24 protein-coding genes and 1 pseudogene are annotated in these 23,099 nt (G+C 69.3%); 19 read left to right on the forward strand and 6 right to left on the reverse strand.

Translation table 11 applies throughout. The features are described from left to right. Positions 1 to 3 precede the first annotated feature (3 nt). The 3 genes from HNR02_RS34810 to HNR02_RS34820 form a co-directional block, all read right to left on the reverse strand. Entirely contained in the window at positions 4 to 387 is a 384-nt protein-coding gene (locus HNR02_RS34810) for a hypothetical protein (RefSeq protein WP_246339354.1), read from the reverse strand. A gap of 230 nt (positions 388 to 617) precedes the next feature. Next, positions 618 to 1,568 (reverse strand): phosphotransferase family protein, encoded by a 951-nt coding sequence (locus tag HNR02_RS34815; protein WP_179777829.1) that lies wholly within the window; start codon positions 1,566 to 1,568, stop codon positions 618 to 620. 14 nt (positions 1,569 to 1,582) lie between these two features. Further along, complete coding sequence (locus HNR02_RS34820; RefSeq protein ID WP_179777830.1) at positions 1,583 to 2,011, reverse strand: glycine-rich domain-containing protein; 429 nt, start codon at positions 2,009 to 2,011, stop codon at positions 1,583 to 1,585. Between the two features lie 214 nt (positions 2,012 to 2,225). Between HNR02_RS34820 and HNR02_RS34825 the strand changes: the two genes are divergently transcribed. Both HNR02_RS34825 and HNR02_RS34830 read left to right on the forward strand, forming a co-directional pair. Then, positions 2,226 to 3,290 carry a helix-turn-helix domain-containing protein gene (locus tag HNR02_RS34825; RefSeq protein ID WP_179777831.1) on the forward strand — a complete coding sequence of 355 codons (1,065 nt, stop codon included), beginning with the start codon at positions 2,226 to 2,228 and terminating at the stop codon, positions 3,288 to 3,290. Positions 3,291 to 3,301: 11 nt separating this feature from the next. After that, the gene (locus tag HNR02_RS34830) at positions 3,302 to 3,859 is read left to right on the forward strand and encodes an HD domain-containing protein (RefSeq protein ID WP_179777832.1); all 558 of its coding nucleotides are present in this window, start codon (positions 3,302 to 3,304) and stop codon (positions 3,857 to 3,859) included. Positions 3,860 to 3,979: 120 nt separating this feature from the next. Here HNR02_RS34830 and HNR02_RS34835 read toward each other — a convergent pair whose 3' ends face one another. Together HNR02_RS34835 and HNR02_RS34840 are read right to left on the reverse strand one after the other, a co-directional pair. Next, positions 3,980 to 4,606, reverse strand: coding sequence for a prepilin peptidase (locus HNR02_RS34835; protein WP_179777833.1), 627 nt, complete (start codon positions 4,604 to 4,606; stop codon positions 3,980 to 3,982). Positions 4,607 to 4,662: 56 nt separating this feature from the next. Next, positions 4,663 to 5,751, reverse strand: coding sequence for an IS630 family transposase (locus HNR02_RS34840; protein ID WP_179775623.1), 1,089 nt, complete (start codon positions 5,749 to 5,751; stop codon positions 4,663 to 4,665). Positions 5,752 to 6,053: 302 nt separating this feature from the next. On the opposite strand from HNR02_RS34840, the gene HNR02_RS34845 reads away from it, so the two are divergent. The 13 genes and pseudogenes from HNR02_RS34845 (at position 6,054) to HNR02_RS34905 (ending at position 17,179) form a co-directional block, all read left to right on the forward strand. After that, positions 6,054 to 6,617: a hypothetical protein gene (locus HNR02_RS34845; protein WP_246339356.1), complete on the forward strand. Its 564-nt coding sequence runs from the start codon at positions 6,054 to 6,056 to the stop codon at positions 6,615 to 6,617. A 488-nt stretch (positions 6,618 to 7,105) separates the two neighbouring features. Continuing rightward, positions 7,106 to 7,627 carry a hypothetical protein gene (locus tag HNR02_RS35965; protein WP_246339357.1) on the forward strand — a complete coding sequence of 174 codons (522 nt, stop codon included), beginning with the start codon at positions 7,106 to 7,108 and terminating at the stop codon, positions 7,625 to 7,627. An 83-nt stretch (positions 7,628 to 7,710) separates the two neighbouring features. Next, positions 7,711 to 8,397: an SAF domain-containing protein gene (locus HNR02_RS34855; protein ID WP_179777835.1), complete on the forward strand. Its 687-nt coding sequence runs from the start codon at positions 7,711 to 7,713 to the stop codon at positions 8,395 to 8,397. Next, positions 8,397 to 9,254 carry a CpaE/TadZ family protein gene (locus HNR02_RS34860; RefSeq protein WP_179777836.1) on the forward strand — a complete coding sequence of 286 codons (858 nt, stop codon included), beginning with the start codon at positions 8,397 to 8,399 and terminating at the stop codon, positions 9,252 to 9,254. Before HNR02_RS34855 ends, HNR02_RS34860 begins: the two co-directional genes overlap by 1 nt. Next, positions 9,251 to 10,664: pseudogene (locus HNR02_RS34865) on the forward strand (TadA family conjugal transfer-associated ATPase). The gene HNR02_RS34860 and the pseudogene HNR02_RS34865 overlap by 4 nt, the downstream one beginning before the upstream one ends. Further along, entirely contained in the window at positions 10,652 to 11,557 is a 906-nt protein-coding gene (locus HNR02_RS34870) for a type II secretion system F family protein (RefSeq protein WP_376772989.1), read from the forward strand. The pseudogene HNR02_RS34865 and the gene HNR02_RS34870 overlap by 13 nt, the downstream one beginning before the upstream one ends. 5 nt (positions 11,558 to 11,562) lie before the next feature. Next, the gene (locus tag HNR02_RS34875) at positions 11,563 to 12,456 is read left to right on the forward strand and encodes a type II secretion system F family protein (RefSeq protein ID WP_179778027.1); all 894 of its coding nucleotides are present in this window, start codon (positions 11,563 to 11,565) and stop codon (positions 12,454 to 12,456) included. 34 nt (positions 12,457 to 12,490) lie between these two features. After that, positions 12,491 to 12,679: a hypothetical protein gene (locus tag HNR02_RS34880; protein WP_027930110.1), complete on the forward strand. Its 189-nt coding sequence runs from the start codon at positions 12,491 to 12,493 to the stop codon at positions 12,677 to 12,679. 88 nt (positions 12,680 to 12,767) lie between these two features. Next, positions 12,768 to 13,130 carry a TadE/TadG family type IV pilus assembly protein gene (locus HNR02_RS34885; protein WP_267283888.1) on the forward strand — a complete coding sequence of 121 codons (363 nt, stop codon included), beginning with the start codon at positions 12,768 to 12,770 and terminating at the stop codon, positions 13,128 to 13,130. Positions 13,131 to 13,134: 4 nt separating this feature from the next. Next, on the forward strand, positions 13,135 to 13,629 hold the full coding sequence (locus HNR02_RS34890) for a TadE/TadG family type IV pilus assembly protein (RefSeq protein ID WP_179778028.1): 495 nt from the start codon (positions 13,135 to 13,137) through the stop codon (positions 13,627 to 13,629). A 59-nt stretch (positions 13,630 to 13,688) separates the two neighbouring features. Next, entirely contained in the window at positions 13,689 to 14,078 is a 390-nt protein-coding gene (locus HNR02_RS34895) for a hypothetical protein (protein WP_179777839.1), read from the forward strand. Then, a complete protein-coding gene (locus HNR02_RS34900) occupies positions 14,075 to 14,497 on the forward strand; it encodes a hypothetical protein (protein ID WP_179777840.1) in 423 nt (140 codons plus the stop codon). The genes HNR02_RS34895 and HNR02_RS34900 overlap by 4 nt, the downstream gene beginning before the upstream one ends. A gap of 51 nt (positions 14,498 to 14,548) precedes the next feature. Then, positions 14,549 to 17,179 carry an AfsR/SARP family transcriptional regulator gene (locus HNR02_RS34905; RefSeq protein WP_312861289.1) on the forward strand — a complete coding sequence of 877 codons (2,631 nt, stop codon included), beginning with the start codon at positions 14,549 to 14,551 and terminating at the stop codon, positions 17,177 to 17,179. A 32-nt stretch (positions 17,180 to 17,211) separates the two neighbouring features. Here the strand turns inward: HNR02_RS34905 and HNR02_RS34910 are convergent, their stop codons facing one another. Then, the gene (locus tag HNR02_RS34910; protein WP_051362607.1) at positions 17,212 to 17,667 is read right to left on the reverse strand and encodes a winged helix-turn-helix transcriptional regulator; all 456 of its coding nucleotides are present in this window, start codon (positions 17,665 to 17,667) and stop codon (positions 17,212 to 17,214) included. A 953-nt stretch (positions 17,668 to 18,620) separates the two neighbouring features. Here HNR02_RS34910 and HNR02_RS34915 point away from each other — a divergent pair. From HNR02_RS34915 to HNR02_RS34930, 4 genes are read left to right on the forward strand one after another with little or no spacing between them, the layout of a single operon-like run. Then, the gene (locus HNR02_RS34915) at positions 18,621 to 19,835 is read left to right on the forward strand and encodes an AAA family ATPase (protein WP_179777842.1); all 1,215 of its coding nucleotides are present in this window, start codon (positions 18,621 to 18,623) and stop codon (positions 19,833 to 19,835) included. Positions 19,836 to 19,863: 28 nt separating this feature from the next. Next, positions 19,864 to 21,612: a VWA domain-containing protein gene (locus HNR02_RS34920; protein WP_179777843.1), complete on the forward strand. Its 1,749-nt coding sequence runs from the start codon at positions 19,864 to 19,866 to the stop codon at positions 21,610 to 21,612. Between the two features lie 19 nt (positions 21,613 to 21,631). Beyond that, entirely contained in the window at positions 21,632 to 22,177 is a 546-nt protein-coding gene (locus tag HNR02_RS35970; protein WP_246339358.1) for a hypothetical protein, read from the forward strand. Continuing rightward, a complete protein-coding gene (locus HNR02_RS34930) occupies positions 22,174 to 22,956 on the forward strand; it encodes a hypothetical protein (RefSeq protein WP_179777844.1) in 783 nt (260 codons plus the stop codon). Before HNR02_RS35970 ends, HNR02_RS34930 begins: the two co-directional genes overlap by 4 nt. The last annotated feature ends 143 nt before the right edge of the window (positions 22,957 to 23,099 follow it).

The following is a 23,099-nucleotide window of genomic DNA, read 5'->3' on the forward strand; positions in this document are numbered from 1 at the left end:
CGGTCAGTCGTCACGGCGGCGTAGGGCGTAGGCCGGGACGAGTTGGTCGACGACCTCGAGCTTGTTCCGCCGCGGGTCGGCGTACGGGATCTCGAAGTCGACGACACCGAGCCAGTCCCCCTTCGCGGTGGAGAACCAGCCTGTGAGGCGGCCGGGTACCTCGCCCGTCATGTCCAGGCCGGTGACCACGGTGTGCATGGGCGCCCCCGGCACTCGCAGGTAGATGGCGTCGAGCCGAACCCAGACGGGGGTGATGACCGGGACCCGCCCGTGGTCGTCGTCGCCCCGGAACCGAGTGTAGGGGCTGTGCAGCATCCGCAGACCCCTACTTCCAGCTCGGGAGCGCAGCGTCGGCCCGAGTCCGTCGATCGAGGTACGGCTGGTCATCGAACTCGGCCCGCGCGGCGAGTGGCCCGGCCGTACCGAAGAGCCACGCTGCCGGAGAAACGCCTTCGGCTCGGCACGTCTGGCACTCGACAGCGACGCCAGCACTGTCGGCAACGGCGCGGTATCCCGCCACGACAAGGGAATGTCGGCCCGCCCTGCAGGTCGCGGGCAGGACGACGACCCGCTCACCGCGGGGATCGACGCGGTAGTTGACGAGCCCGTCGTTTTGCTCACCGGTCAGGCCCTCCACGTTCATGTCCCGAGGCTAACACGTCATCGAACTGGTGTTCGATGCCCGTGTTGTCGCCCAGGCGGTGCGTGGCCCAGGCGCGGGCGGCCGGGACGAGGGTGCGCCACAGGTCGCGGTGCTGCTGCGCGGCCTGGTACTGCCAGATGCCCCAGATCTCGACCGCCAGCGCGGTGCGCGCGGCCGGTGGAGTTCGTTGCCACGCCGGGAGCGCCTCGGCCCATTCCTCGGCGGCAGGCGGGGTGTGGCCGGCGGCGATCAGCCGGGCGATGAGAAACGCCACGTCGACCGCCGCTGAGCCGGTGCGCGACCAAGCCCAGTCGATGATCAGCGCTTGCCGCCCGGCGACCAGGATGTTGAGCGAGTGCAGGTCGGTGTGCACCAGGTCGCGCCCGTCGGCGGCCTCGATCGCCCGCGCCTCCCACTGGACGAGCTGCGAGGCTCTCATGGGATCGAGGCCAGGTGGTGGGTTCTTGGCGAGTCGTCGCCATGGCGCGAGTCGTGCCCACTGGTCTGCCAGCCGAGGCGCGGCTGCTGGGCAGTCGGCGAGGTTGCGCCCCAATGCCGCCACCGCGTCGGCCACCACGGGCAGGTCGGGTGAGCCGGGTGCGAGGTCGGCGTGGGCGCCGGTGACGCGGTCGAAGCCGAGTAGCAGCCAGCCGTCGGCCTCGATGCGCCAGCGCAGTCGCGGTGCGATGGCCGAGGGCAACCACGGGTTGATGTCCGCCTCGTGGCGGTGCATCGCGCCGCGTTTGCCCTCGGCATCGGCGATGCCCTTGCAGAACACGACTCCGCCGGAGCGCAGGTGCAACGTGGCCGAGAAGTCCGAGTTGCGCCCCGCCGGCGGAATCTCGGCGCGCGCGACCAGCCCGGCCTTGCGCTCGATCGCGGCTCGCACCGTGGCGGGGAGCTCGTCCCAGGTGCTGCGAGGCATCGTGAAACTCCCTGTCAGTCGCGGGCCGGCGGCGGGTCGTCGTGGCAGCCATTGTGGCAACCGGTGCACCCGGCCGCCTGCGGCCACAGCTCGGAGTCGAGCGTGAAGCCCGCGGCCTCGATCGCCGCCACCGTCCCGCGGGCGGTATCCCCGCTGGCGGCCGGGTCGTGGTCCGCAGTAGGCACGTGGTGCAGGAACCGGCCGGCGATCCGCTCGCAGAAAGCCGCGTAGTCGCGGGTGTGCAGGACGAAGGTGTGCCAGCCGATGTCCACCAGCTCACTGGGCGCGAGCGGGTCACCGGTGTTGCGGGCGCATGCGGCCAGGAAGGCCAGCGCCTGGTCCATGATGCGTTCGGCGAGGCCGCGCGCGAGGTCGTGCTCGGCGACGATCCGGTTCACCAACCGCTCGAACAAAGCCGGCTCGACCAGAGACTGGCCAGTCATCGGGGTGCTCAGTACTGCTGTCAACGTGTCCTCCTTCAGCGTGTGCGATCACTCGCCGTAATCGCTTGGGAACACGTTACGATCGGGGCGGCCTCGGCAGAACGGACTGCCAGTACCGGTTGCGGCAGCGACGGAGGCTCGACCTGGGGGCGAACGCATGGCGAGGGCGTCACGAACACCGACCGGCAGTCAGGGATCACGCTGCCTGGGCGTCGTGGCGGGGTTCGTGCTCAAGCTCGGCCGCCAATCCGCGGGCGCGACGCAAGACCAGTTCGCCGAGGCCGCAGGTGTCGACGTCACGACGGTGCAGGGCTGGGAATCCGGCCGCAGGCCGCTCGCCGCGATGCAGACCCGGGACTTCCTCCGGCTCCGGTCCACCCTGACCCGGCTCGGCGCGCCGGCGTCCGTGGGCCGGCATCTGCACGAGGCCATCGAAGCCGACGTCGTCCTTGCCGCGGCCGTCGACGCCGGTCCGGCCTGGCTGGACCCGGCGCAGCATCCCCTGGCCGCCAACGTGCATCGCCGGTCACTGACGAACCTGATCACGTGGCCGATCACCGGAATCCTGCCCGAGCAACTCCGCCCACTGGCGGTACCCGCTCGCCGACGGGGACCAACGGCGTCGCAACCCGTGCTCTATCCCGATGAGCGAGCACGCTTCTTCGACCACCTGCTCACCCTCGCCGACCGCGCCTCCGGCACCGACCAAGCCCTGCTGCGCCGCCAAGCGGTCTACCTGCTCAGCTTCGACCAGCGGCCCGCGAGCGTCGACTGGCTCCGCGGCGAGTGGGCACGCGCCAGCCGCCAGACCATCCACACCGACAACGTCAACCGGCTGCTGGAAACCCGCTCCGCCTCGGTCGCGCTGTCCGGCCGCGGCGACGGCGACGTGCTGCGCCACTTCACCACCGCCATGACCACAGGCTCGACTCCCGACGTGGCAAACCTGAACTACTGGGCCTACTGGATCGGCGAACTGCGCGAGGACCACGTCGACGACGCCTTCATGCTGCACGCCGACCCCCGCTCCTGGGGCGGCGTGCACCTGCTGGAGCACCTCACGAGACGGGTCGCGCCGTCTTCGCCCCACCTACCGCTCAACCTGCACACCCTGTTCACGTTGATAGCCTCACGCCCGTCACTGCTGACCGACTGGCCCCACCTGCGCCCGCCGCTCGAGGAGGCCGTCGAGGTGGGCCTGTCGACCGATGAACTCACCCGCGCCGAGCGGGACCAGTTCGCCGGCCTGCACTACGCCCTCCGCATCGCCGACCGTTAGGAGAACCACGCGTGTCAGACGCCAGCGCCATCGCCAGCTTCGGCTATGAGCTCGGCATCCTCAAACGGATCCGGCGCTCAGGCTGGTGGCACGCCGGCGTCCGCGACCCCGAATCCGTCGCCGAGCACTCCCTGCGCGTCGCCCAGCTCGCCGGACTGCTGGCCGCCGAAGAAGGCGCCGACCCAGCCCGCGCCGCCTACCTCGCCCTCTGGCACGACACCCAGGAAACCCGCACCGGCGACCTCCCCCACACCGTCAAGCCCTACCTCACCAAACCCGACCCCAAGCAGATCACCGCCGACCAAACCGCCGGGCTACCCGACGCCGCCCGCACCTCCGTCCGGGACGCCGTCGACGAGTACGAGACAGCCGAGAGCGCGGAAGCCCGGTGCGCCCGCGATGCCGACAAGCTCGAGATGCTCCTCCAAGCGGTCGAGTACCGCGAGGTCGGCGTTCAGCGCGTCCAGGGCTGGATCGACAGCGCGCTCAAGGGCCTGTCCACTGCAACCGCCCAGCGGGTCGCCGAGGCAGCGACTTCGCTGTCGCCGCTCGCGTGGCGCGACCGGTAAAGACCGCCCAAACGACGCCTTAATCGCGTATGCCCAATGGCGGAGTTAACAGATTACTGCACCTATAGGGCAAGCTAAGTCAAATAGCCGGCCGCGCTGGCCGATTATTCCAGAACGGCTTCAGTCGCCAAGTATTGCCAACAGCGCACCGAGCACGAGGTAGGGCCCCAGGGGCATTGCAGCATCACGGGGCACCGACCCCGTAGCCCGCAGCAGAGCACGCGCGATTCCCGCGAGCAGCCAGCCCAGCACTGTGCCGGCCAGAACGGCGCTCCAGCTCTGCCACCCCAGCGCGAGGCCAAGGAGCCCGGCAAGCTTGACGTCCCCCGAGCCGAGACCACCGAGCGCGAGAGCAAGCACGAGGTAGCCGGCGGCAAGAACGACCATCGCAGCCGCAGCTCGGAGCAGGTCGTTGTAACCGGGCGTACGGACCGCCTCAAGGGTGAAAGTGCCCCCCAGCATGACGATGCCAGCAAGGGTCAGCACACCGGGAAGCCGTTGTTCGACAAAGTCGATCAACGCCAAGGCCACTGCCACCGCCGTGAACGAGCTGTAGGCGGCCAAGTCGATCCCCCAGCCGAACCGCCAACCCAGACCGGCGAACAGCACCGCCGTCACAGCGGCGGACGCGATCGTCTCCCGTCCGCCAAGCCCGCCCGTCCGCAGCAGCAACCGCGCGCCTGTCGCCACCTCCGCGCCGACACCAGCACCGACGGCAGCCCAGCCCGCCAGTGCGAACGGATTCATCGGACACTCCGGCCAATCGATGTGCGCAAAAAGGGAACGCGACGCCTAGTGCCGGGTCAAGCAACGTTGGGTAGGTAATCCGGTCGGCGGATCTTGGAGTTGACGGCGAAGTGACGCTTCGGGTGGCAGTGGCGGTTGCGCCAGCGCAGGTAGCCGGCGATGGCGGCTTCCTGGGCGGCGTGGCTGGGGTAGTCGCTGCCGTCGAGGGTGAAGTAGCGGACCGCGGTGAACTCGCACTCGATCCAGTTCAACCAGGACGCGTTGGTGGGCGTGTAGACCAGCTCGATGTCGTTGGCCGCGCACCACGTGACGACCTCGGCCTTGCCGTGCGGTCCGTAGTTGTCACAGACCAGATACAGCTTCCCGGCCGGGAAGCGGCGTCGGAGTTGCTTGCAGAAGTCGAGGAACTGCGGCCAGCGTTTGCGGTCACGGAACCGGTAGAACATCTGCCCGGACGCGAGGTCGAGCGCGGCGAACATGTGCCGGATGCCCTTGGTGCGGGTGTAGGTCGCGCGCAGCCGGGCCGGTCGGCCGCGAGGGAACCAACCGCGGCCGGGACGGGGCTGCAGGTTCAACGGCCCGAACTCGTCGACGCAGATCACCCGTCCGTCGGCGGGCGGGTGATCGTAGAGGTCGAGGATGCGGGTCTTCTTCGGTATGAAGTCCGGGTCTTTGCTGGCTTTCCAGGTCTTCGTTGCCTGCCAGGACACACCCGCCGCACGGAGGATCTGGCGGACGGTCTCGGTGCTCGCCCTTATCCACGCGTACTCGGCGAGGTAGTCGACCAGCTTGGCCAGGCTCCAGGTCGTGAACGGCAAGCCCAGCTCAGTCGGTTTGCAGGCGGCGATGCGGCAGATCTGATCGCGGGCGGCCGGCCCGAACTTACGAGGTCGGCCGCCCCTCCATTCTGGGGACAACGCCGCGAACCCGGAGTCGTTGAACGCGTGGATCACCTCCCGCACATACCCCTCCGTCGCCGCGAACATCACCGCGATCTCCCCCGCGGACCGGCCCTGCGACGAGGCCAGCACGATCCCGGACCGTCGCAGCCGCACCCGATCGCGCGTCGACCTCGTGATCTTGACCAGCCGCTGCGCTTCTTCGGGCTCCAACGACCGCGCGAACACCTCCGGCTGACGCGCCATGGCTCACCTCCACCGGCAAGCCTCGCGATCAGCAGCCCAGATGTCCACGCGACACGATTACAACGCCAACCTTCCTTGGCGAGGCACTAGCTTCCAGCAATACCGGAAGCACGCCAAGAATGTTCACTACACGCGTCCAAAAGGGTGAACTTCTCTTGGTTGGAGCCATGCCGACCTCAAAGTCAGTGCGGCATTGCCGTTGCGCCCGCAGGGGGACAGTGGTGTAGAAAGTTTGATCTGGTGAACAGTGATCAACCGGTAGTGGTGGGGGTGCCGCGGTGCAGGGGAGAACACGTCGCTCCATGAGCGGATGGGCGGTCACGGGCCTGACCGGTCTCGTGCTGCTCGCGGCGTGCACCCCTGACGATCCGGCGACCGTCGCGTCCGGGCAGTCGACCGCCGCCCCGGCACCCTCGACTGCCGCGAGCACCAGTCCTTCCCCGACGGACGAGGACAAGGCGAAGCAGGACGCGCTGACGGCATACCGGGCGATGTGGGAGGACTTCGTTCAGGCCGGGACGACATCGGATTGGCAATCGCCGAAGCTTGGGAATCACGCGACCGGCCTCGCGCTGACGAACCTGTCGCGCGGTCTTTACGCCGACCACTACAACGGCCTGGTGACCAAGGGACAGCCGATCCTCAACCCGACGGTGTCCTCGGCCGAGCCTGCGGGCGATCCGGTGAAGATCATCGTGTCCGACTGCGGTGACTCGTCGAACTGGCTCAAGTACCGGGCCGACAACGGTCAGCTCGCGGACGACGAGCCCGGAGGCCGGCATGCGATCAACGCGATCGTGGAGAAGCAGGCCGACGGCTCGTGGAAGGTCACCGACTACGGCGTGCACGACGCGGGGACGTGCTGACGATGCGCCGCACCGCTGTCGTCGCCGGGGTCTTCACCGCAGCTGTGCTCGGCCTCGCCTCTCCTGCCGTTGCCGGGCGCGGCTGGGGAAGCACGACCTGCAGTCAAACGCCCACGCCCGCTTGTGAACTCGGCGCCGGCACCAGCAGCGCTCCGGGGAAGGCTCCTGGAGCCGTTGCTCCCAACGCCGGTCGTCCTGGTGGGGGGACCAAGCCAGGCAACGGAAAACCCGCGAACCCCGGAGACACGATCACCGGTGGCGATGCCAACATGGCGAGCTGCTCGTATGTGAAGAGCGACTACCAGCCGCCCAGCGGTGGCACGTTTCCCGTGGCGCACGCGCCTCGCCGGAGCGCGGGCGGCATCGTCCCGGTGGCAAGGCCGCGCCCTGCACCGGCGCAAGCCGCGCAGCCGGGGCAAGGTCCAGGCGCCTGGTACGTGTGGAAATGCTCGGGAGAAGGCTCAGCGGACACGTTGTACCGGCCTCCGGTGTGGATTGCCGATGGGGAGCAGCCCGGCGCGGCGCAGCTGCCGTCGCCCGAAGAGCTGGCCCAGATGGCACGTCGTCAGCTGAGGCTGCCCTCGCCGACGATCTCCGCGAACCCGGCCGGCGACCAGCTGGTGAACCTGCCCACCTGGATGTGGTTGTCCAGCGGCGGGGATCCGGTGACGGCGACCGCCTCGGTGCCCGGTGTTTCGGTGACGACAACGGCGACACCCGGCTCGGTGACCTGGTCCATGGGCGATGGCTCGACCGTCCTCTGCAATGGCGCCGGGACGCCCTACGCCGCCGGCGGCGATCCGGCGGCCCCTTCACCGGACTGCGGTCACGTGTACCGCCGCTCGTCAGCAGGACAGCCGGGACAGGCGTTCGGCGTAACCGCGACAGTGCACTGGACGGTCAGCTGGTTCGGCGCTGGGCAGGGCGGGACGTTCCCGGACATGACCACGACGAGCACCACGAGCTTCCGCGTCGCGGAGTCACAGGCGTTGAACAACGGAGGCGGCTGACCGCCCGGCATCCGACCAGGACCACTCGCTGATTCCCTTCGGCGACGTGGCGCACTACCCCCTTGCCTCACGGAGGTACCGGAGTGAGCACCAACACCACGAACCGCCCGGACACCGCAGCCGGCCCGTGGGTCAGCAGCGGCAAGAACGTCCCACGGTTCCGCGGAACCGGCCGCCGCCGCAGTCTCCCGCACCTGCTTCTGGGTGTGCTCCTCGTACTGGCCTGCGCGGGCGGATTCGTGCTGTTCTCGCTCGATTCCGGCGACCGGCAGGCAGTTCTCGCGCTGGCCCGCGATGTTCCGGTCGGTCATGTGCTCACAGTGCAGGACCTCCGCCAGGTCAACCTCGCACTCGAGCCCGAGGTGACCGTGATCAAGGTAGATCAAGCAGCCACGGTGGTCGGGAGGCCGATGGCGACGAGCTTGACAGCCGGCGCATTGCTGACCCCGCGCTCGGTCGGTGACCCCCTGGTCCCGGCCACTGGTCAGGCGATCGCCGCTCTCGCGCTCAAACCTGGTCAGTTCCCGCCGGAAGTCGCCCTGGGCGCGCGTGTCTCCGTGGTGTTCGTGCCTGCGCAGTCCGGGACCGCGGCGAGTCTGCCCGCGGAGGGCGGGATGGTCTGGCCCGCGGTGGTGACCACCGTGGCCGGCACGCCGAACGACCAGACGACGGTCGTGTCAGTTCAACTGACCGAGGCCGCCGCACGTCAGGTCGCCGCGGTTCCGGCCGGGCAGTTGTCGGTCGTGATGCTCGCCGCGGGAGGGCGCTGATGCTGGTCTCCGTCCTGTCACTGAAGGGGGCCCCAGGCGTGACCACGTTCGCTGTGGCCCTGGCGGCGCGCTGGCCGGGACCGTCACGCGCGCTGGTGGTCGAGGCTGCCCCTTCGGGCGGGGACCTTGCCCTCCGGTTCTCGCTGGCCTCGACGCCCGGGCTCGTCAGCTTGGCAGCTGCCGCGCGCCGCGGCGGTGATGCCGACCTCGTTTGGCAGCACACGCAGGAACTCCGCGGTGGGCTGCGTGTGGTCGCCGCTCCCCCGGATGCCGAGCAGACGCGCGCTGCGCTGGCAGCCCTTGCCCAGCATCCGGCCAGCGGTCTCGAGCTGCTCCGCCAGGCTGCCAACCAGCCTGGGGTGGTGGTGATCGTGGACTGCGGTCGCGTGGATCCCGGCTCGCCGGGTGTACCGATCGCCCGGTCCTGCGACGCGATGGTTCTCCTGTCACGTGCTCATGCCGACGACCTCGCGCACCTGCCGCGGCGACTTCCCACCGTGGCCCGGTGGACTCCGAATCCCGTGTTTCTCCTGGTCGGCCCGGGCTACTCCGAGGCCGAGGTCGCCCGCGAACTCGGGGTGCAGCCGCTGGGCCGGGTGCCTCACGACGTACGCGGTGCCGCCGTGTTGTGTGGTCGGCCGGCCGCGCGTCGGTGGGGGCCCGCTCGTTCCGCGCTCGGGCAGTTCGCGCAGAAGGTCGCCGGGGAACTCGCCGCCCGGCAGACCCCGACCGCGCCAGAGCCGCCCCAGCTACACACACCGATCCCGGCGCTGCAGATGGTCCCGGGTGTCCCGCCTGCCGCTGTCTCGCCCAACGGTGTGCGCCCGGCGCCCTTCACCGGAGGACAGAAGCCATGACGCCGCCGACCGCACGGGAGCAGACGCTCAACGGGTCGGGCGTGAGTAAGTCGCCGACGAGTTGGCCCGTCGGGGAGCCGCCGGACGCGGTGAGCCGGTTACGCCGGTATCTGCGTGAGCAACTGAACGCCGAGCTGCCTCAGCGGGTTGCTGACCAGCAGGACCGCACCGGCAGCACTGCCACTCGCGAGGCGCGCCGCGAGCTGGCCCGCGGGATCATCGACGACGCGCTGCGACGGCACACGGAGAACGAGTTGGCCGCCGGGCGGGAGTTGCTTTCACGCGATGTCGAGCAGCGAGTTGGTGACCGAGGTCGTCAACGAGCTGTTCGGTATGGCGGGGTTGCAGCCGTTGCTGGACGACCCGACGGTGGAGACGATCAACGCCAACCGTTATGACCGCGTTTTCGTGCAGTACAACGACGGACGCCGTGCTCGCGTCGGTCCGATCGCATCGTCCAATGAGGAGCTGACGGATTTGGTCCGGCTCCTGGCGGCACGCGCGAGCAGTCAGGAACGGCGGTTCGACCAGGGATCTCCGGCGGTCAACCTCCAGCTTCCCGGTGGAGAACGGCTGTTCGCTGTGATGGGGCTGACGGCCGGCGGGGTGACCGCCCTGTCGATCCGGCGGCATGGCTACCTCACCGTCACCTTGCGGGACCTCCGTCGGCGCGGGACTCTCGACCCCGGTCTGGAGCAGTTCCTGCGGACGCTGGTCAAAGCCCGCAAGAACATCCTGATCACCGGCGGCACCGGAGCCGGGAAGACCACCCTGCTGCGGGCGCTGGCGTCTGAGATGGATCCGATGGAACGGATCGTCACCATCGAGGACGCCTTCGAGCTCGGTCTCGACCACGACCCCGACATCCACGCCGACGTCACTGCCTTCCAAGCCCGTGAGCCGAACGTCGAAGGCGAGGGAGCGATCTCCCAGGCCGAGCTCGTGCGCTGGGGGCTGCGGATGAGCCCGGACCGCGTCATCGTCGGGGAGATCCGCGGGCCGGAGGTCATCCCGATGTGCAATGCGATGTCCCAGGGCAACGACGGGTCGATGGCCACGCTGCATGCGTCCAGCTCGCGGATCGCGTTCACCCGCCTCGCTTCCTACGCCGCTCAAGGCGTGGAACGGCTCCCGCTGGAAGCTACGAACCTGCTGGTGGCCTCGGCGGTGCACTTCGTCGTGCACCTGGCTCGTGCCGGCGACCGGCGAACCCGGGTGGTGTCCTCGATCCGCGAGGTCGTCGGCGCCGATGGCCCGCAGATCATCTCCAACGAGATCTACCGTCCCGGTCCGGATCGCCGCGCTCGTCCTGTTGCCGGCGCCCTGCGCACTGACACCCTCGATGACCTGGTCGACGCCGGATTCGATCCCGGCGTGCTCGAAAACCCTGAGGGCTGGTGGGGGCCATGACCGCCACCCTCAGCGCCACCACGGCGATCGCGGCGCTGCTCGGCGCCGGAACCGGGCTCGGCCTCTTACTGGTCGTCCTCGCCTTGCGGGGGGCCGGCCCTCACCTCCCCCGCCGCGTCCGGCGCCGCGAAGATGTCGCAGACCCGCGTCGCTCGCTCCGGCTTGCTCTCGCGGTGGCCGCCGGACTGGTAGCCGGCCTCGTCACCGGCTGGCTGGTCGGCGGCATCCTCGCCGGGCTCGCCTGCTGGGCGCTGCCACAGGTTCTCGGCCGCGACTCCGAGCACACCCGTCGGATCGCTCGCATCGAAGCTGTCGCGACCTGGGCGGAGATGCTGCGTGACACGCTGTCTGCCGCAGCTGGGTTGGAGCAGGCCATCCTCGCTACCGCGCCCTTGGCCCCGCCGGCGATCCGTCGTGAGGTTGGTGAGCTCGCCGCGGGGATCGAGGCCGGCGACCGGCTCGCTCCAACCTTGCGGCGGCTCGGTGAGCGGCTGGACGACCCCGTGGGCGACCTGGTGATCGCCGCCCTGCTGCTGGCCGCCGCGCAGCAGACCCGCCAGCTGGCCGACTTGCTCGGATCGCTGGCCGAGGCGGCCCGCGGCCAGGCTTCGATGCGGATGCGTGTGGAGGCCGGGCGGGCCCGCACTCGCACGTCGGTCCGGGTCATCGTCGGCACCACGTTGGCCTTCGCAGTGGCGGTGGTGCTGCTCAACCGTGGCTACATGGGTGCCTACGACAGTGCCACCGGCCAGATTGTTTTGCTGATGATCGGCGGGTTGTTCGCAGCCGGGTTCGCCTGGCTGAGTCGCATCGCGCGCATGCCGCAACCTGACCGGTTCCTGGCCGCGCCGACGACCGAGGACGGGCGAGTGGTCATCGGGAGGCAGGAGTGAGCACGTTGATCATCTCCCTCGCACTCGGCACCGGGCTTGGCATCGGGTTGTGGGCAGTCGCGGTCTACCTGTTCCCGCCGCGGCCAGCCTTGAGGCTCGTTCTGGCTCGCGCTACCGAACCACCGCGACCGGAGCCGATCCTCGCTACCGGGAACGCCGGCTGGGCGGCACGCCTCGGCCGGCCCGCGGTCGCGCCATTGCGTGCCCTTGGCCTGCCCGGACCACGTCTCACACGCGACCTCGCGGTGATCGGCCGCTCGAGCTCGACCCATCTCGCGGAGAAGGCCACCCTCGCGGTGGCCGGCCTGGTGCTGCCCACCCTGTTGGGCGGGATACTCACGGTCGCCGGGCTCGGTCTCGGTGTCGGGCTCCCGGTCATCGCCGGACTCGTGCTCGCCGCGGCGGGATTCGTCCTTCCCGACCTTCAGGTCCGCTCGGAAGCCGCGAAACTCCGGGCTGGGTTCCGCCATGCCCTGTCGGCCTACCTCGACCTCGTATGGATCACTCTCGCCGGTGGCGCTGGGGTCGACAGCGCACTGGGTGACTCCGTCGCGATCGGCCGCGGCTGGGCCTTCGCGCAGATCCGACGAGCGCTGGACACCGCCCGCCTGACCCGCACCACACCGTGGGCAGCCCTGCGCCAGCTCGGCGAGGAACTCGACGTGACCGAACTGGCCGAGCTCGCCGCATCGGTCAGCCTGGCCGGCACCGAGGGTGCCAAGGTTCGCACCTCCTTGGCCGCCAAAGCACAGGCCCTGCGCACCCACCAGATCACCGAAGCCGAGGGCGACGCTCAAGCGGCAACCGAACGCATGTCGCTGCCGGTCATGGCGTTGTTCCTCGGGTTCCTCGCCTTCATCGCCTATCCCGCGCTGGTCCAAGTCCTCAATGGTCTGTGACCGCGTTGAATTCGACTCACGATTGGAGACTCTGATGCCCTCACAGTGGGAGACCTTGTGGACCGTCGTCCGGGCTCGGGTGGAGCTGCTGCGCCGGGAGCCGGACGCGGGGTATTCGACCGAAACGGTGCTCGTCACGGCACTGCTGGTCGTCGCCGCCATCGCGGTGCTCGCGATCATCGTCGCCAAGGTCACCTCCAAGGCGAACAGCATCGACATGTGAAGCCATGAACCGCAGGCAAACCCTCCGCGCAGAACCGAGTCCCTGGCGCATACGGCTCCGCAGGGCGCTGGCGAGCGATGGTGGCTCGGTGAGCGCTGAGCTGGTGATCGCCACTCCCCTGCTGTTGCTGGTGCTGCTGGCCATCGTGCAGTTCGCTCTGTGGTCGCACGCGACGCACATCGCCCAAGCGGCCGCCGCACAAGGGCTGGCGACCGCGCGCTCACAAAACGGGACGGCCGCAGCGGGGACGGCCAGCGCGCAACAACTCCTCGGCCAGCTCGGGAATGGTCCACTGCGCGGCGCCGCCGTCTCGACCGACCGTGGCCCAGCAGCCGCCGCGGTCCGGATTTCCGGGACAGCCACCTCAGTGGTGCCGTTCTTGACGCTGCCGGTGCATGCCGAAGCCGCCGGACCTGTCGAACGGTTCGTTCCGGACGAGACGAGCGGATGACTTGATGACGAGAGCCCGTAAGCGATCACTAGAGCGCCGAACCGGCATCCGCGCGAGCTGGGCCTCCTGGTGGCGAGGCGACGGCGGGTCGGTCGCGTCCGAAGTCACCCTCGTAGCCCCGTTGCTGATCATGCTCCTGGTGTTCGTCGGCGTCGTCATCCACCGCGGCGTGGACGCACGGATCCGCATTGACGACGCCGCCCATCAGGCGGCCCGTGCTGCGAGCATCGAGCGCACCACCGCGGCCGCGACCCGTGCTGCCCAGTCCACCGCCGCTGCGACCCTGGCCGACGCAGGTGTCGCTTGCCGGTCCTTCACGGCGACCACCTCGACCAATGGACTGCGTCCTGGCGGCACTGTCGTGGTGACCGTCGTCTGCGACGTCGACTTCGGCGACGCCCTCATGCTCGGCGTGCCCGGCGGCAAGCGGTTGAGCGCCACCGCGATCGAGCCAGTCGACGTCTGGCGCTTTACCTTGAACACCGGGGCGCCGTCATGATGTCCGGACATCCCGGCCCGGCGAGTGGGACCGGCTGGTGGCGGGCGGACGAAGGCCGCGTGTCCGCCTTCGTCGTCGTGCTGGTGTCCGCCATCCTCGCGCTGGCCGGCCTGACCCTCGACGGCGGCCTCGCGCTCGCCGCCAAGGTCCGGGCGAACGGACAAGCCGAATCCGCTGCGCGCGCCGGCGCGCAGGCCATCGATCTCACCGCCTACCGGAGCAGCGGCACACTCCGCTTGATACCCACGCAAGCCATCGCCAGGGCGCAAGCCCACCTGGCTGCCGAAGGCGCCAGCGGGACGGTCACGATCTCCGGCGACACCGTCACGGTGACCGTCACCGCCGCACACCCAACCCAGCTGCTCGGGCTGATCGGGATCACTTCCCTGTCCGTGCACGGCCAGGGAAGTGCGCACCCTCAGCGCGGAATCACTGCTGTTCAACCATGACGGAAGGGGAAGTGATCATGCCAACCGATGACGAGGTCGAGCATCGCATCGAAGACGTCGACGCCCCGCGTACCGCAAGGCGGAAAGCGGCCGCGCAGCAGGTGAACCAGCTTGCCCAGCGCCGAGCCGCGATCGTCGCCCAGCTTGAGGATGTCGATGGGCAACTGGGCGAGATCGTCGCTGATGCCGAGGACGTCATCAGCATCGACGAGCTGGCGCGGTTCACGGACCTGAAGGTCTCAGACCTCACGCAGTGGGTGGCCGGCCGCAAGCCCACCCGGAGCAAGCGAAAGAAGGCGACCCCGAGCAAGGCAGGCACTCGTTCCCGGAGTTCGTCTCAGGCGAGCGGACAACCGGGTGATTCGGCGGCCTCGCCGGTCGCTGGAACCCGCGATCTCAAGGTCGCTCAGCTCACGTAAGCGAGTCCTATGGCTGGCATGTCGATGCGTAGAGCTGGCGCCGTTGTCGTCGTGACGATCAGGGTGCTTCGCGGGTTGCTCGCCGCAGTGGTCCTGCTTGCTCTGCTCGGCGGTCTGCCGTGGGCGCTCATCCGATTCGTCGGGTGGCCCCTGCCGGACCACCTGCCGACCTTGGCGGAGATCGAAGGCGTTTTGCTCGGCCCCATGACCGCAACCTTCCTGCTGAGCTTCCTCGCCTGCCTCAGCTGGGGGGTGTGGGCGCTGTTCGCGGTGGACGTGGCTCGCTGCGCCGTCGACATGGTGCGCGGCATGCGCGTCCCCGACGTGGTTGCAGCCGGCCCAGTCCGCCGGGCTAGCGCTGCTCTCGTCGGTGCGATCCTGATCGCGATCGTGGGTCAGCGCTTCGACCAGGGCGTCACCACGGGGACGAACTTGAGCGCCGAGTTCGTCGCTGCCTCCGACGTGAGGGGCGTCGCCTATGAGCAGAACAACGCCGAGGAGGCTGTCACGGCGAGGACCGTGGTGGCCCTTGCGCCGGACCCGAAAACCGGCGTGCACGACTCGCTGTGGCGCATCGCCGAGCGCACGCTCGGAGACGGCAAACGCTGGCCGGAGATCTTCGACCTCAACCGAGGCAAACCGCAGCCCAACGGAGGCTTCTTCGACCGGCCCAGCTTGATTTTCCCCGGCGAGGAGTTCAGGTTGCCGGCTGCCGCGAGCAGCCCAACGGAGATCAAGCCTCCGTCCGCGGCGGATCCCGCGGAAGAGCCAGCGCACCGCAGCCCCGAACCGAAGCCGCCCGTCCACGACATGCAGCCGCCTCCCTCAGGTGCTGCGGGGTTCCGGTGGGGCGATGAGCTGTTCGTCGGACTCGGACTCGCGTCCGCGATCAGCACAGCGTTGCTCATCGCGCGACGCCGGCGCCGGCGCCGCTACCGACCCGGCAGCGGCGACCGTAGTGACCTGCCCGTCGCGCCGGTGGTGTACGAGCTACGCCTGGCCCATCTGCGAGCCACCCAGGAGGACGAGTCGGAAGCGCCCGCCAACGAGCTGCCGAACGGGCCGGAACCGCTGCGCGCGCAGGACAGCACTCTGCCCGTCGGCATACGCGACGGCCGGGAGCTCGCGTTGGACCTCGCCGCGGTCCGCGGACTCGGCCTCATCGGCGAGGGCGCACCAGCTGCGGCACGGGCACTGCTCGTCGCCGCGGCCACCACGGCCTCCGGGACGCGCGTGATCTGCCCAGCTGAGGACGCGGAGGCCCTGCTGGGCAATCACGCGGACCAGGACCTCCTGCCGACAGGCGTGCAGCTGACCGGCGATCTTGATGCCGCCCTCGACGACCTCGAAGCCGAGACGCTGTCCCGCGCCCGCCAGACCGCCGATACTCATCCCCAATCATTGCCACCCATCCTGCTCATCGCTCGGACGCCGGAACGCAACCGAGAACGGGTGCAGGCGGTTCTGGACAACGGCTCGGGCTTCGGCGTGACCGGGGTGCTGCTGGGCCAGTGGCCCGCCGGCGTCACTGCTTACGTTCGAGACGACGGCACCGTTTCCGCCACCAATCCCGGCCCAGGCGAACGACTCCGCGGCACGCGCATGTTCCGCGTCGGCGACGACCACCTCGCCGACTTGCTAGCCCTGCTTCGCCAAGCCGACGCACCGCACGGAGACGACCAGCGGACAACTCTGCTCGAGCAGGAGTCCGATCTCGAGCTCGCCGCGGGGAAGCGCGCCGGGGAACAGCCCGACGCAGGGCTGGAGATTCTCGGGGCGACAGCCGGCTCTGCTGATCCGGCCGTCGTTCCCCCCGTTTCATCTCAACAGCGCGGGACCGGACACCAGCAGGACTCGCTTGCGCCGCTGCGAGTCACCGTTCTGGGCCCGGTCCAGGTGTGGTGGCGACCCCAGCCCCCGCCTGCCGCTGAGGTCGTCGAGAACGAGGTCACCTTTGCATTCCAGCCCCGGGTGCGTGAACTGCTGGTGTTTTTGGCGCTGCACCCGGACGGCGTCAGCCGTGAGGCACTGACCGCGGCCCTGTGGCCAGCGAGTCCGCCCGAGAAGACGACCAACTCCCTGAACACGAGCCTGAGCCGCCTCCGGCGGGCAGTCAGCGCCGCCACCAGTGGCGAACTCACCGACGTGATACTGGCAGGCGAAGGCCGCTACCGCCTCAATCCCGCCCTGGTCGAAGTCGACTACCACTGCTTCGCCGCCGCAGTGGCTTCGCGGCGCGCGGCCACGACCCAGCACGACCGGATCGACGCCAACCGCCGCACGGTCGAGAGTTACACCGGTCCCCTCGCCGACGGTATGAGTACGGAATGGATCGAGACCGCCCGGGAATCCATCCGCCGTGACGCCATCGACGCCGTCGCGGCGCTCGCCCGAGCCCTGGTCGACCAGGACCCGCAGCAGACCTTGGACCTCCTTGAGATCGCCCGCGCCTTCGACCCGCACAACGAGCTGATCTACCGCGATATCATGCGCCTGCAGGAACGCCTCGGACAGGTCGACGCGATCCCGCGGACCCTGACGCTGCTCTCCACTTGCCTCGGCGAGGTCGACGAAGAACCCAGCCCGGAAACGATCGGCCTGGCTGACCGATTGCAGCGCCGCCACGAAGTCCACGCAGAAGCCGTCGCAACACCCGCAACCGGATACAACCAAGCCGGGTGACCACGAGTGCGCCACGGCGGGATGATCCTCGTTCAGGCCGGCCTCGACGGAAAATCGTCATCGCCCTCGTCCGCGGACGGCCCGCCATGCGGACCGTGCTCGCGGCTGTATTTCTGGGCCTGGGCCAACAAGTCAGAGTGCGCCCGAGTCCAGGCGATCAGCGGCTCCGCTGCCTCGAGCGCCTCGACGACAGCCGGATTCAAAGAGTATTCGACCTCCGGCGGAAAAGACTTCGTACTGCGCTCCCGGACGACCAGTCCCTGCATACGCATCTTTTTCAGGGTCCGCGCCAGAATGCTATCGTGCAGGACGGGGTGTTTATCCGTCCAGTTCTCATCGATGAAATACGAGTTGACCGTGGAAAGAATATCTACCCGACGCAGCGGGCCATCTCGGAGTGCCACGACTATCGCCGGCACCCACTTGTCCCCGAACAGGTTCCTCAAGTCGTACAGGCCCCGCAGGACCCCGTCGTCTCGCTCCGCCACCACGCCTCCCCACGTGTGCCGACCCGGACCGTCGAGGTACCGACTCACCCTCGTCGACGAGGGCACCTCGACAAGCCCACGCTACGCCAAACGGAGCAACGCGCCCAACCGTAGAACTACTCAATCCACGCTCACCGGGCACTGACGATCAGCAGCCGAGCTGGCGCGGCAGGGGCGGACCAGACGGGGATCAGCTGGGGGATCAACATGGGGCTCACATCAGGGCTCCGATTAGAGCGCCATCCCCTGCGACATCAAAGCACCTGGTCAGGGCACCATCAGGGGATCCGGTGGCACCCCAGACTCGACCCGCCGCAAGGCGGTCAGCACATCAGGGCCGGCCAGGCGGGACAGGACGGCGGGCCAGCCGGTCCCGGCCGCAGGCGTCGTTCACCCTCCCACTTCATATTTCGCATACAAATGAACGCCAGCGATTCAATTTACCCCTCTTTATAAAGATACCCAATTCAACCATTGCGACGACATGGACAGAACTCTGGCCAGCGCAAACAGGACGAAGGGCGAGAGAATTGCGTCAATTCGACAGGGTTCGAAAACACCGGAAAAGAGTCTTGAAAAAGCACGGCCGAACCTATTGTGCACGGGTCGCGTGTCGAGTCATAATTGATTTGTCGCCGGGGAAACCGGAAATCATCCGCAGAACCTGAATGGGGGAACCCATGGACACCACGCCATTTGTCTGGAATGAGCCCGATGGCAGCACCGTGACCGCGTACCGAATCGCCTTCGACGGCCGGAAAATGACGGTGTACGGCCCCGACGGTCCGCGTACCCGGACCCGCCGGAACCGTGGCGGTTACGCCACTGCGGCCATGTTGCGGACCATGGGATACACGGACCTGATGGTGGTTTGTCCATTCGGGACCGGCAACGAATTTCCGTGCACCACGTTGGCCGAATCGTAAGCCGCGATCCATCGAAAGGAGCCCGCCATGACCGCCCCCATGTCGCCAGGCACGGTATCGGCCACCCCCGCAGCCGGGTCCGGGACCACTTCCCGGCTGCGCAACGGCGAACTACGCGCGATGGTTGCACGGGTCCTGGCCGACAACCACGGCACGCCGTTGACCCCGCGCGCAATCGCGGCCAAACTCGGCGGCCGCTCGTCAGGTGCGGTCGGTAATGCGCTGAAAGCGTTGGCCGACCAGGGGCACGCGTTCGCCGCATCCGCCGCGCCGCTGACCTACGGTGCGACCGCGACCACCGACACCGTCGCCGCAGCCACGATCACTCCCGCGCCCCCACGGCCACCCGCCACCACCCGGGCGGCCCGTCCGAACAGGACCGCCACGGCACCGGCCCCGGCAGCCACGCCACCGAACCCGGCCCCGGCGCCGGTCACCGGCCCGGTGACGCGTCCGAACGGCACCCCGTACCACCCCCGGTTGTTGTCCGGGATGCCGGACGTGGTCGCGTTGCGGAAACTGCGGGACGCCGGAATTCCCGCCCTGATGTACGGCCCGCCCGGTACCGGGAAGACGTCGGTGGTCGAGGCCGCGTTCCCCGACCTGCTGACCGTGCAGGGCGACGGCGACACCACGGTCGCCGACCTGGTCGGCGAATACGCCCAGACCGTGGACGAGAACGGGACCGTGCGCTACACGTTCATCCACGGCCCGCTGGTCCGCGCGATGCGTGAGGGCCGGACCCTGTTCATCGACGACGCCACCCTGATCCCCCCGACCGTGCTCGCCGTGGTCTACCCCGCGATGGACGGCCGCCGTCAAATCATCATCAAAGCCAACGGGGGCGAGATCATCGACGCCGCGCCCGGGTTCTACGTGGTCGCCGGGCACAACCCCGGCGTGCACGGCGCGGTGCTCACCGACGCCCTGTCATCCCGGTTCGCCGCCCAGATCCACGTGTCCACCGACTACGACCTCGCCGCACAGCTCAAGATCGACAAGCGCGCAGTGAAGATCGCCCGGAATCTCGCCACCCGGCACGCCAACGGCGAAACCGGCTGGGCGCCCCAGCTTCGCGAGCTTCTGGCGTTCCAAAAGATCGCGGACGTACTCGGCGCCGAGGCCGCCGCCGGGAACCTGGTCGGTACCGCCCCGGAAGAGGACCGCGCCACCGTCGCCGCCGTAGTGCGCCAAGTGTTCGGCAAAGACCTCGCCCCGCTCGCCCTCGGCACGCGCATCTGACCGAGACTTCTGTCCGAAAGGGACTGTCATGAGCAATCACCTCGCCGACCCCGCCGCCGCCGGTACCGCCGTGTTCCCGGCCCGCCCGGAATGGCTCACCCTGTCCGCCGCCCTGGCCGACGAGGTCCCGGTCATCGCCGACCGCGACGACCTGCTGGTCACCATCGCGCCAGGTGCGGGCGGCGGCGCGGCAGCGTGTTTCTACCCCGGTCCGGCGCTGATCGAGGTCGATGGCAACCACCTCAAGGTCGACCCCACCACCGTCGACCCGGCCAACATCGGCGACCGCACCCGTTATGCCGCCACCTGGGGCGCACTCACCCACGAATGCGGCCACGCCAAACACACCGCCTGGGACCCACCCGAGGACGCACCGGCCGGGGTGGTTGAGGCCGCGATGCTGCTGGAAGAAGCACGCATGGAGGCCGCGCAGATCCGCCGCCGCCCGGATGACCGGTATTGGCTGCGCGCGTGCGTGAAGGAGCTCGTCGCCGACGACCTGCACCTGTTCGCCGACCCGGCCACCGCCCCGCAGATGACCCCCGCCGACGCCGCCCGCTCCGCCGCCCTGTTGCTCGCGCGGGCCGATGGCGGTGTGCTGACCGAGGTCGAGGTCGCCCCGCTCGCCCGGGTGATCGAAAACGTGCTCGGCCCGGACACACTGGGAAAGCTGCGGGCGGTGTGGCAGGCAGCGCTGAACACGGCCGATGACGACGGCGAGACCATGCTCGACCTTGGGCGCCAATGGTGCGGGATCCTCGCCACCGATCCCAACCAGACCACCCCGCCCGGCACCTCGGGGACGCCGAACGGCACCGGGTCACCCACCCCGGGCACGAAGTCGCCGATGGCGGAGGCGATCGCCACCGTGCTGGACAACGTGACCGCCAACGTCGCCCGGCAGCAACCGCCGGAGGACCCGGCCGCACGTGCCGCCGCCGCGCAGGAGCGCGAGAAAGCGGCCCATAAGGAGGCCGACCTCGCTGCCCGGAAGACGTTCCGGCCCGGCGGCCCCAGGGACGGCCGCACCGCCTTGGCCGGGACCCGGCCACCGACCCAGGAGGAACGCACCGCAGCCCGCGTGCTCGCCCGTGCCCTGGACAGTGCGGGTGCGCGTGAGCGGAGCGCGATCAAGACGACCTCGGTGGTCCCGCCGGGGCGGTTGCGGATGCGCGGCGCGCTGGCCGCCGACGCTCAGCGCGCGGCCGGGGCCCTGCCCACCGCCGAACCGTTCACCCGCATCACCCGTGCCGCGACCCCCACGCCACCGCTCCGCCTCGGCATCGCCTGCGACGTGTCCGGAACCATGCGCTGGGCGCGCGACCACGTCGCCTCCGCCGCCTGGATCCTCGCCACCGCCGCCCGGCACACCCGCGTGCCCGCCGACACCGCCGCCGTGATCTTCGGCAACCACGTGCGGCCCCTGACCCACCCAGGCCGCACCCCGGCCGTGGTGACCGAGTTCAAGTCCGACGACAACTGGGAAGACATCCCCACCGCCATCGCCGCCCTCGACGGCGCGCTCGGCCTGTCCAGCCCCGGCGCAGCCCGGCTACTGGTCATCGTGTCCGACGGCCAATTCCGGGACCAGCCCCGGGCCGAAGGCCAGAAGCGGCTCGACCGGCTACGCGTTGCCGGGTGTGCGGTGCTGTGGCTGACCACCAACAAGAGCGACACGCCGCTCGACGGGGCACGCGTGCACCTGCTCACCGACCCTGCCACCACCGCCCAGGCCATCGGACGCGCCGCCACCGCCGCCCTGCGCGCCGCCCACTGACACCGCAAGGAGGTGCCCCATGGACACCGCACCCGATCCGGACCGCGCGACGTGGTGCGCGCTCAGCGAGATCGTCGGCGACCGCTACCGGGTCTCGATCGCCACCGCACCAGGCCACTGGGCGGAATGCACCTTCCCGGCCACCGCCGACATGACCCACCCCCGGGCCGTGACCACCGCCGTCGAACGCTTCACCGGCCGCCACGTAACCGCCGTGACCCCGGGCCACCCCCAGGGCGACGGCTGCCCCAGCTTCCGGCTCAGCCTAGGAGAGGAGATCAATGCCATGCCCCAGACACCCGACACCGAGATCGTCGTTCGCACCTTCACCGAGAACGGCTGCATCATCACCGCCGTCATCGCCGACCCCGCCGACGCACAACAGACCCTGTACGGCACCGTCACCCGCGACGGATTGCTGGTCGGCAGCTACTACTGCGCCGACCGCGTCTGGCAGCGCGACTGGCGCATCGTGGTCCCCGGCAACCAGCAGATCTGCCTCGGCTCCGAAGGCGAGGCGGTGTACGTGCTCACCAACGCCGGATCAGGAGGAGTGGCCCAATGACCCCGGTGAAGCGGCAGCGGCTGCCCCACAGCGTCCGCGCGGCTATCGAGAAGTTTGCGTCCCTGCCCGTGATCGAGATTTGGCGGGACTTCCCGCACGTAACCCAGGGCGAGCTGCGACTGACGTTCGAGGCCGGCTGGGATCCCGAGTCCGTGTCGCGAGCGTTCGCCAGAACGTTGGTGGAGCACCAGGTCGACGGCGAGGTGTTCCTGACCTATGGCGACGAGTCCGCCCGTCACAGCGCGGGCGGTGACCACTGGTGGGTGCGCATCATGCTGCCCGATCAGCGGGAACTCAACATCGACTGGACGGCCCGCCAGTTCTACAACCTCGAGCAGCCGCATTCGCCACAGCACCAGGACCTTCCCTGCCCACTGGTCTGGCAGAGCGATCAGCCCGGCGAGTCCGTGCACCCGATCACCGGCACGTACCTACTCCTCAGGACAGAACGGGTTGGCATCGAGGATTCATGCGGGGACGTCCGCGATTCCCGAACCGGCTTACCCCGCGTGCTCTCCAGCAAGTGCCGCAGGTGCATCTTCCGCCCGGGCAATCCGATGCACCTGGAGGACGGTTACCGCGACCGGATGGTCCACGAGGCGCTGGCGAGGGGAAGCTGGATCGTCTGCCACGACACCCTGCCCGCAACCGGCGCACCCATCGGCACACAAGCCATCTGCCGCGGCTTTTGGGACGCGCACGGCCCGGATTCCCTCGGCTGCCGCGTCACCGCCGCTTTGGGCGGCCCCATCTATGCGCCCCCGCCCCACCGAGGATGACCCGCCGAACACGTAGTCGGACCGATCGTCCACAGCAGACTTTCAGGGGATTTCCATATCACGCTTGACTTCATGGGATGAAGGAAGCGTCCATAGACGTGTAGCCCGATCACACCGGCCGCGCACCGGGGGCTACACACCAG

Origin of the sequence: Amycolatopsis endophytica (assembly GCF_013410405.1) — a bacterium.
Lineage (GTDB): Bacteria > Actinomycetota > Actinomycetes > Mycobacteriales > Pseudonocardiaceae > Amycolatopsis_E > Amycolatopsis_E endophytica.

What these genes read in the sequence shown, in the direction of transcription:
- HNR02_RS34810 (WP_246339354.1), bottom strand. Translation starts at nt 387, where the DNA reads ATGACCAGCCGTACCTCGATCGACGGACTCGGGCCGACGCTGCGCTCC.
- HNR02_RS34815 (WP_179777829.1), bottom strand. Translation starts at nt 1,568, where the DNA reads ATGCCTCGCAGCACCTGGGACGAGCTCCCCGCCACGGTGCGAGCCGCG.
- HNR02_RS34820 (WP_179777830.1), bottom strand. Translation starts at nt 2,011, where the DNA reads ATGACTGGCCAGTCTCTGGTCGAGCCGGCTTTGTTCGAGCGGTTGGTG.
- HNR02_RS34835 (WP_179777833.1), bottom strand. Translation starts at nt 4,606, where the DNA reads ATGAATCCGTTCGCACTGGCGGGCTGGGCTGCCGTCGGTGCTGGTGTC.
- HNR02_RS34840 (WP_179775623.1), bottom strand. Translation starts at nt 5,751, where the DNA reads ATGGCGCGTCAGCCGGAGGTGTTCGCGCGGTCGTTGGAGCCCGAAGAA.
- HNR02_RS34845 (WP_246339356.1), top strand. Translation starts at nt 6,054, where the DNA reads ATGAGCGGATGGGCGGTCACGGGCCTGACCGGTCTCGTGCTGCTCGCG.
- HNR02_RS34860 (WP_179777836.1), top strand. Translation starts at nt 8,397, where the DNA reads ATGCTGGTCTCCGTCCTGTCACTGAAGGGGGCCCCAGGCGTGACCACG.
- HNR02_RS34880 (WP_027930110.1), top strand. Translation starts at nt 12,491, where the DNA reads ATGCCCTCACAGTGGGAGACCTTGTGGACCGTCGTCCGGGCTCGGGTG.
- HNR02_RS34890 (WP_179778028.1), top strand. Translation starts at nt 13,135, where the DNA reads ATGACGAGAGCCCGTAAGCGATCACTAGAGCGCCGAACCGGCATCCGC.
- HNR02_RS34900 (WP_179777840.1), top strand. Translation starts at nt 14,075, where the DNA reads ATGACGGAAGGGGAAGTGATCATGCCAACCGATGACGAGGTCGAGCAT.
- HNR02_RS34915 (WP_179777842.1), top strand. Translation starts at nt 18,621, where the DNA reads ATGACCGCCCCCATGTCGCCAGGCACGGTATCGGCCACCCCCGCAGCC.
- HNR02_RS34920 (WP_179777843.1), top strand. Translation starts at nt 19,864, where the DNA reads ATGAGCAATCACCTCGCCGACCCCGCCGCCGCCGGTACCGCCGTGTTC.
- HNR02_RS35970 (WP_246339358.1), top strand. Translation starts at nt 21,632, where the DNA reads ATGGACACCGCACCCGATCCGGACCGCGCGACGTGGTGCGCGCTCAGC.
- HNR02_RS34930 (WP_179777844.1), top strand. Translation starts at nt 22,174, where the DNA reads ATGACCCCGGTGAAGCGGCAGCGGCTGCCCCACAGCGTCCGCGCGGCT.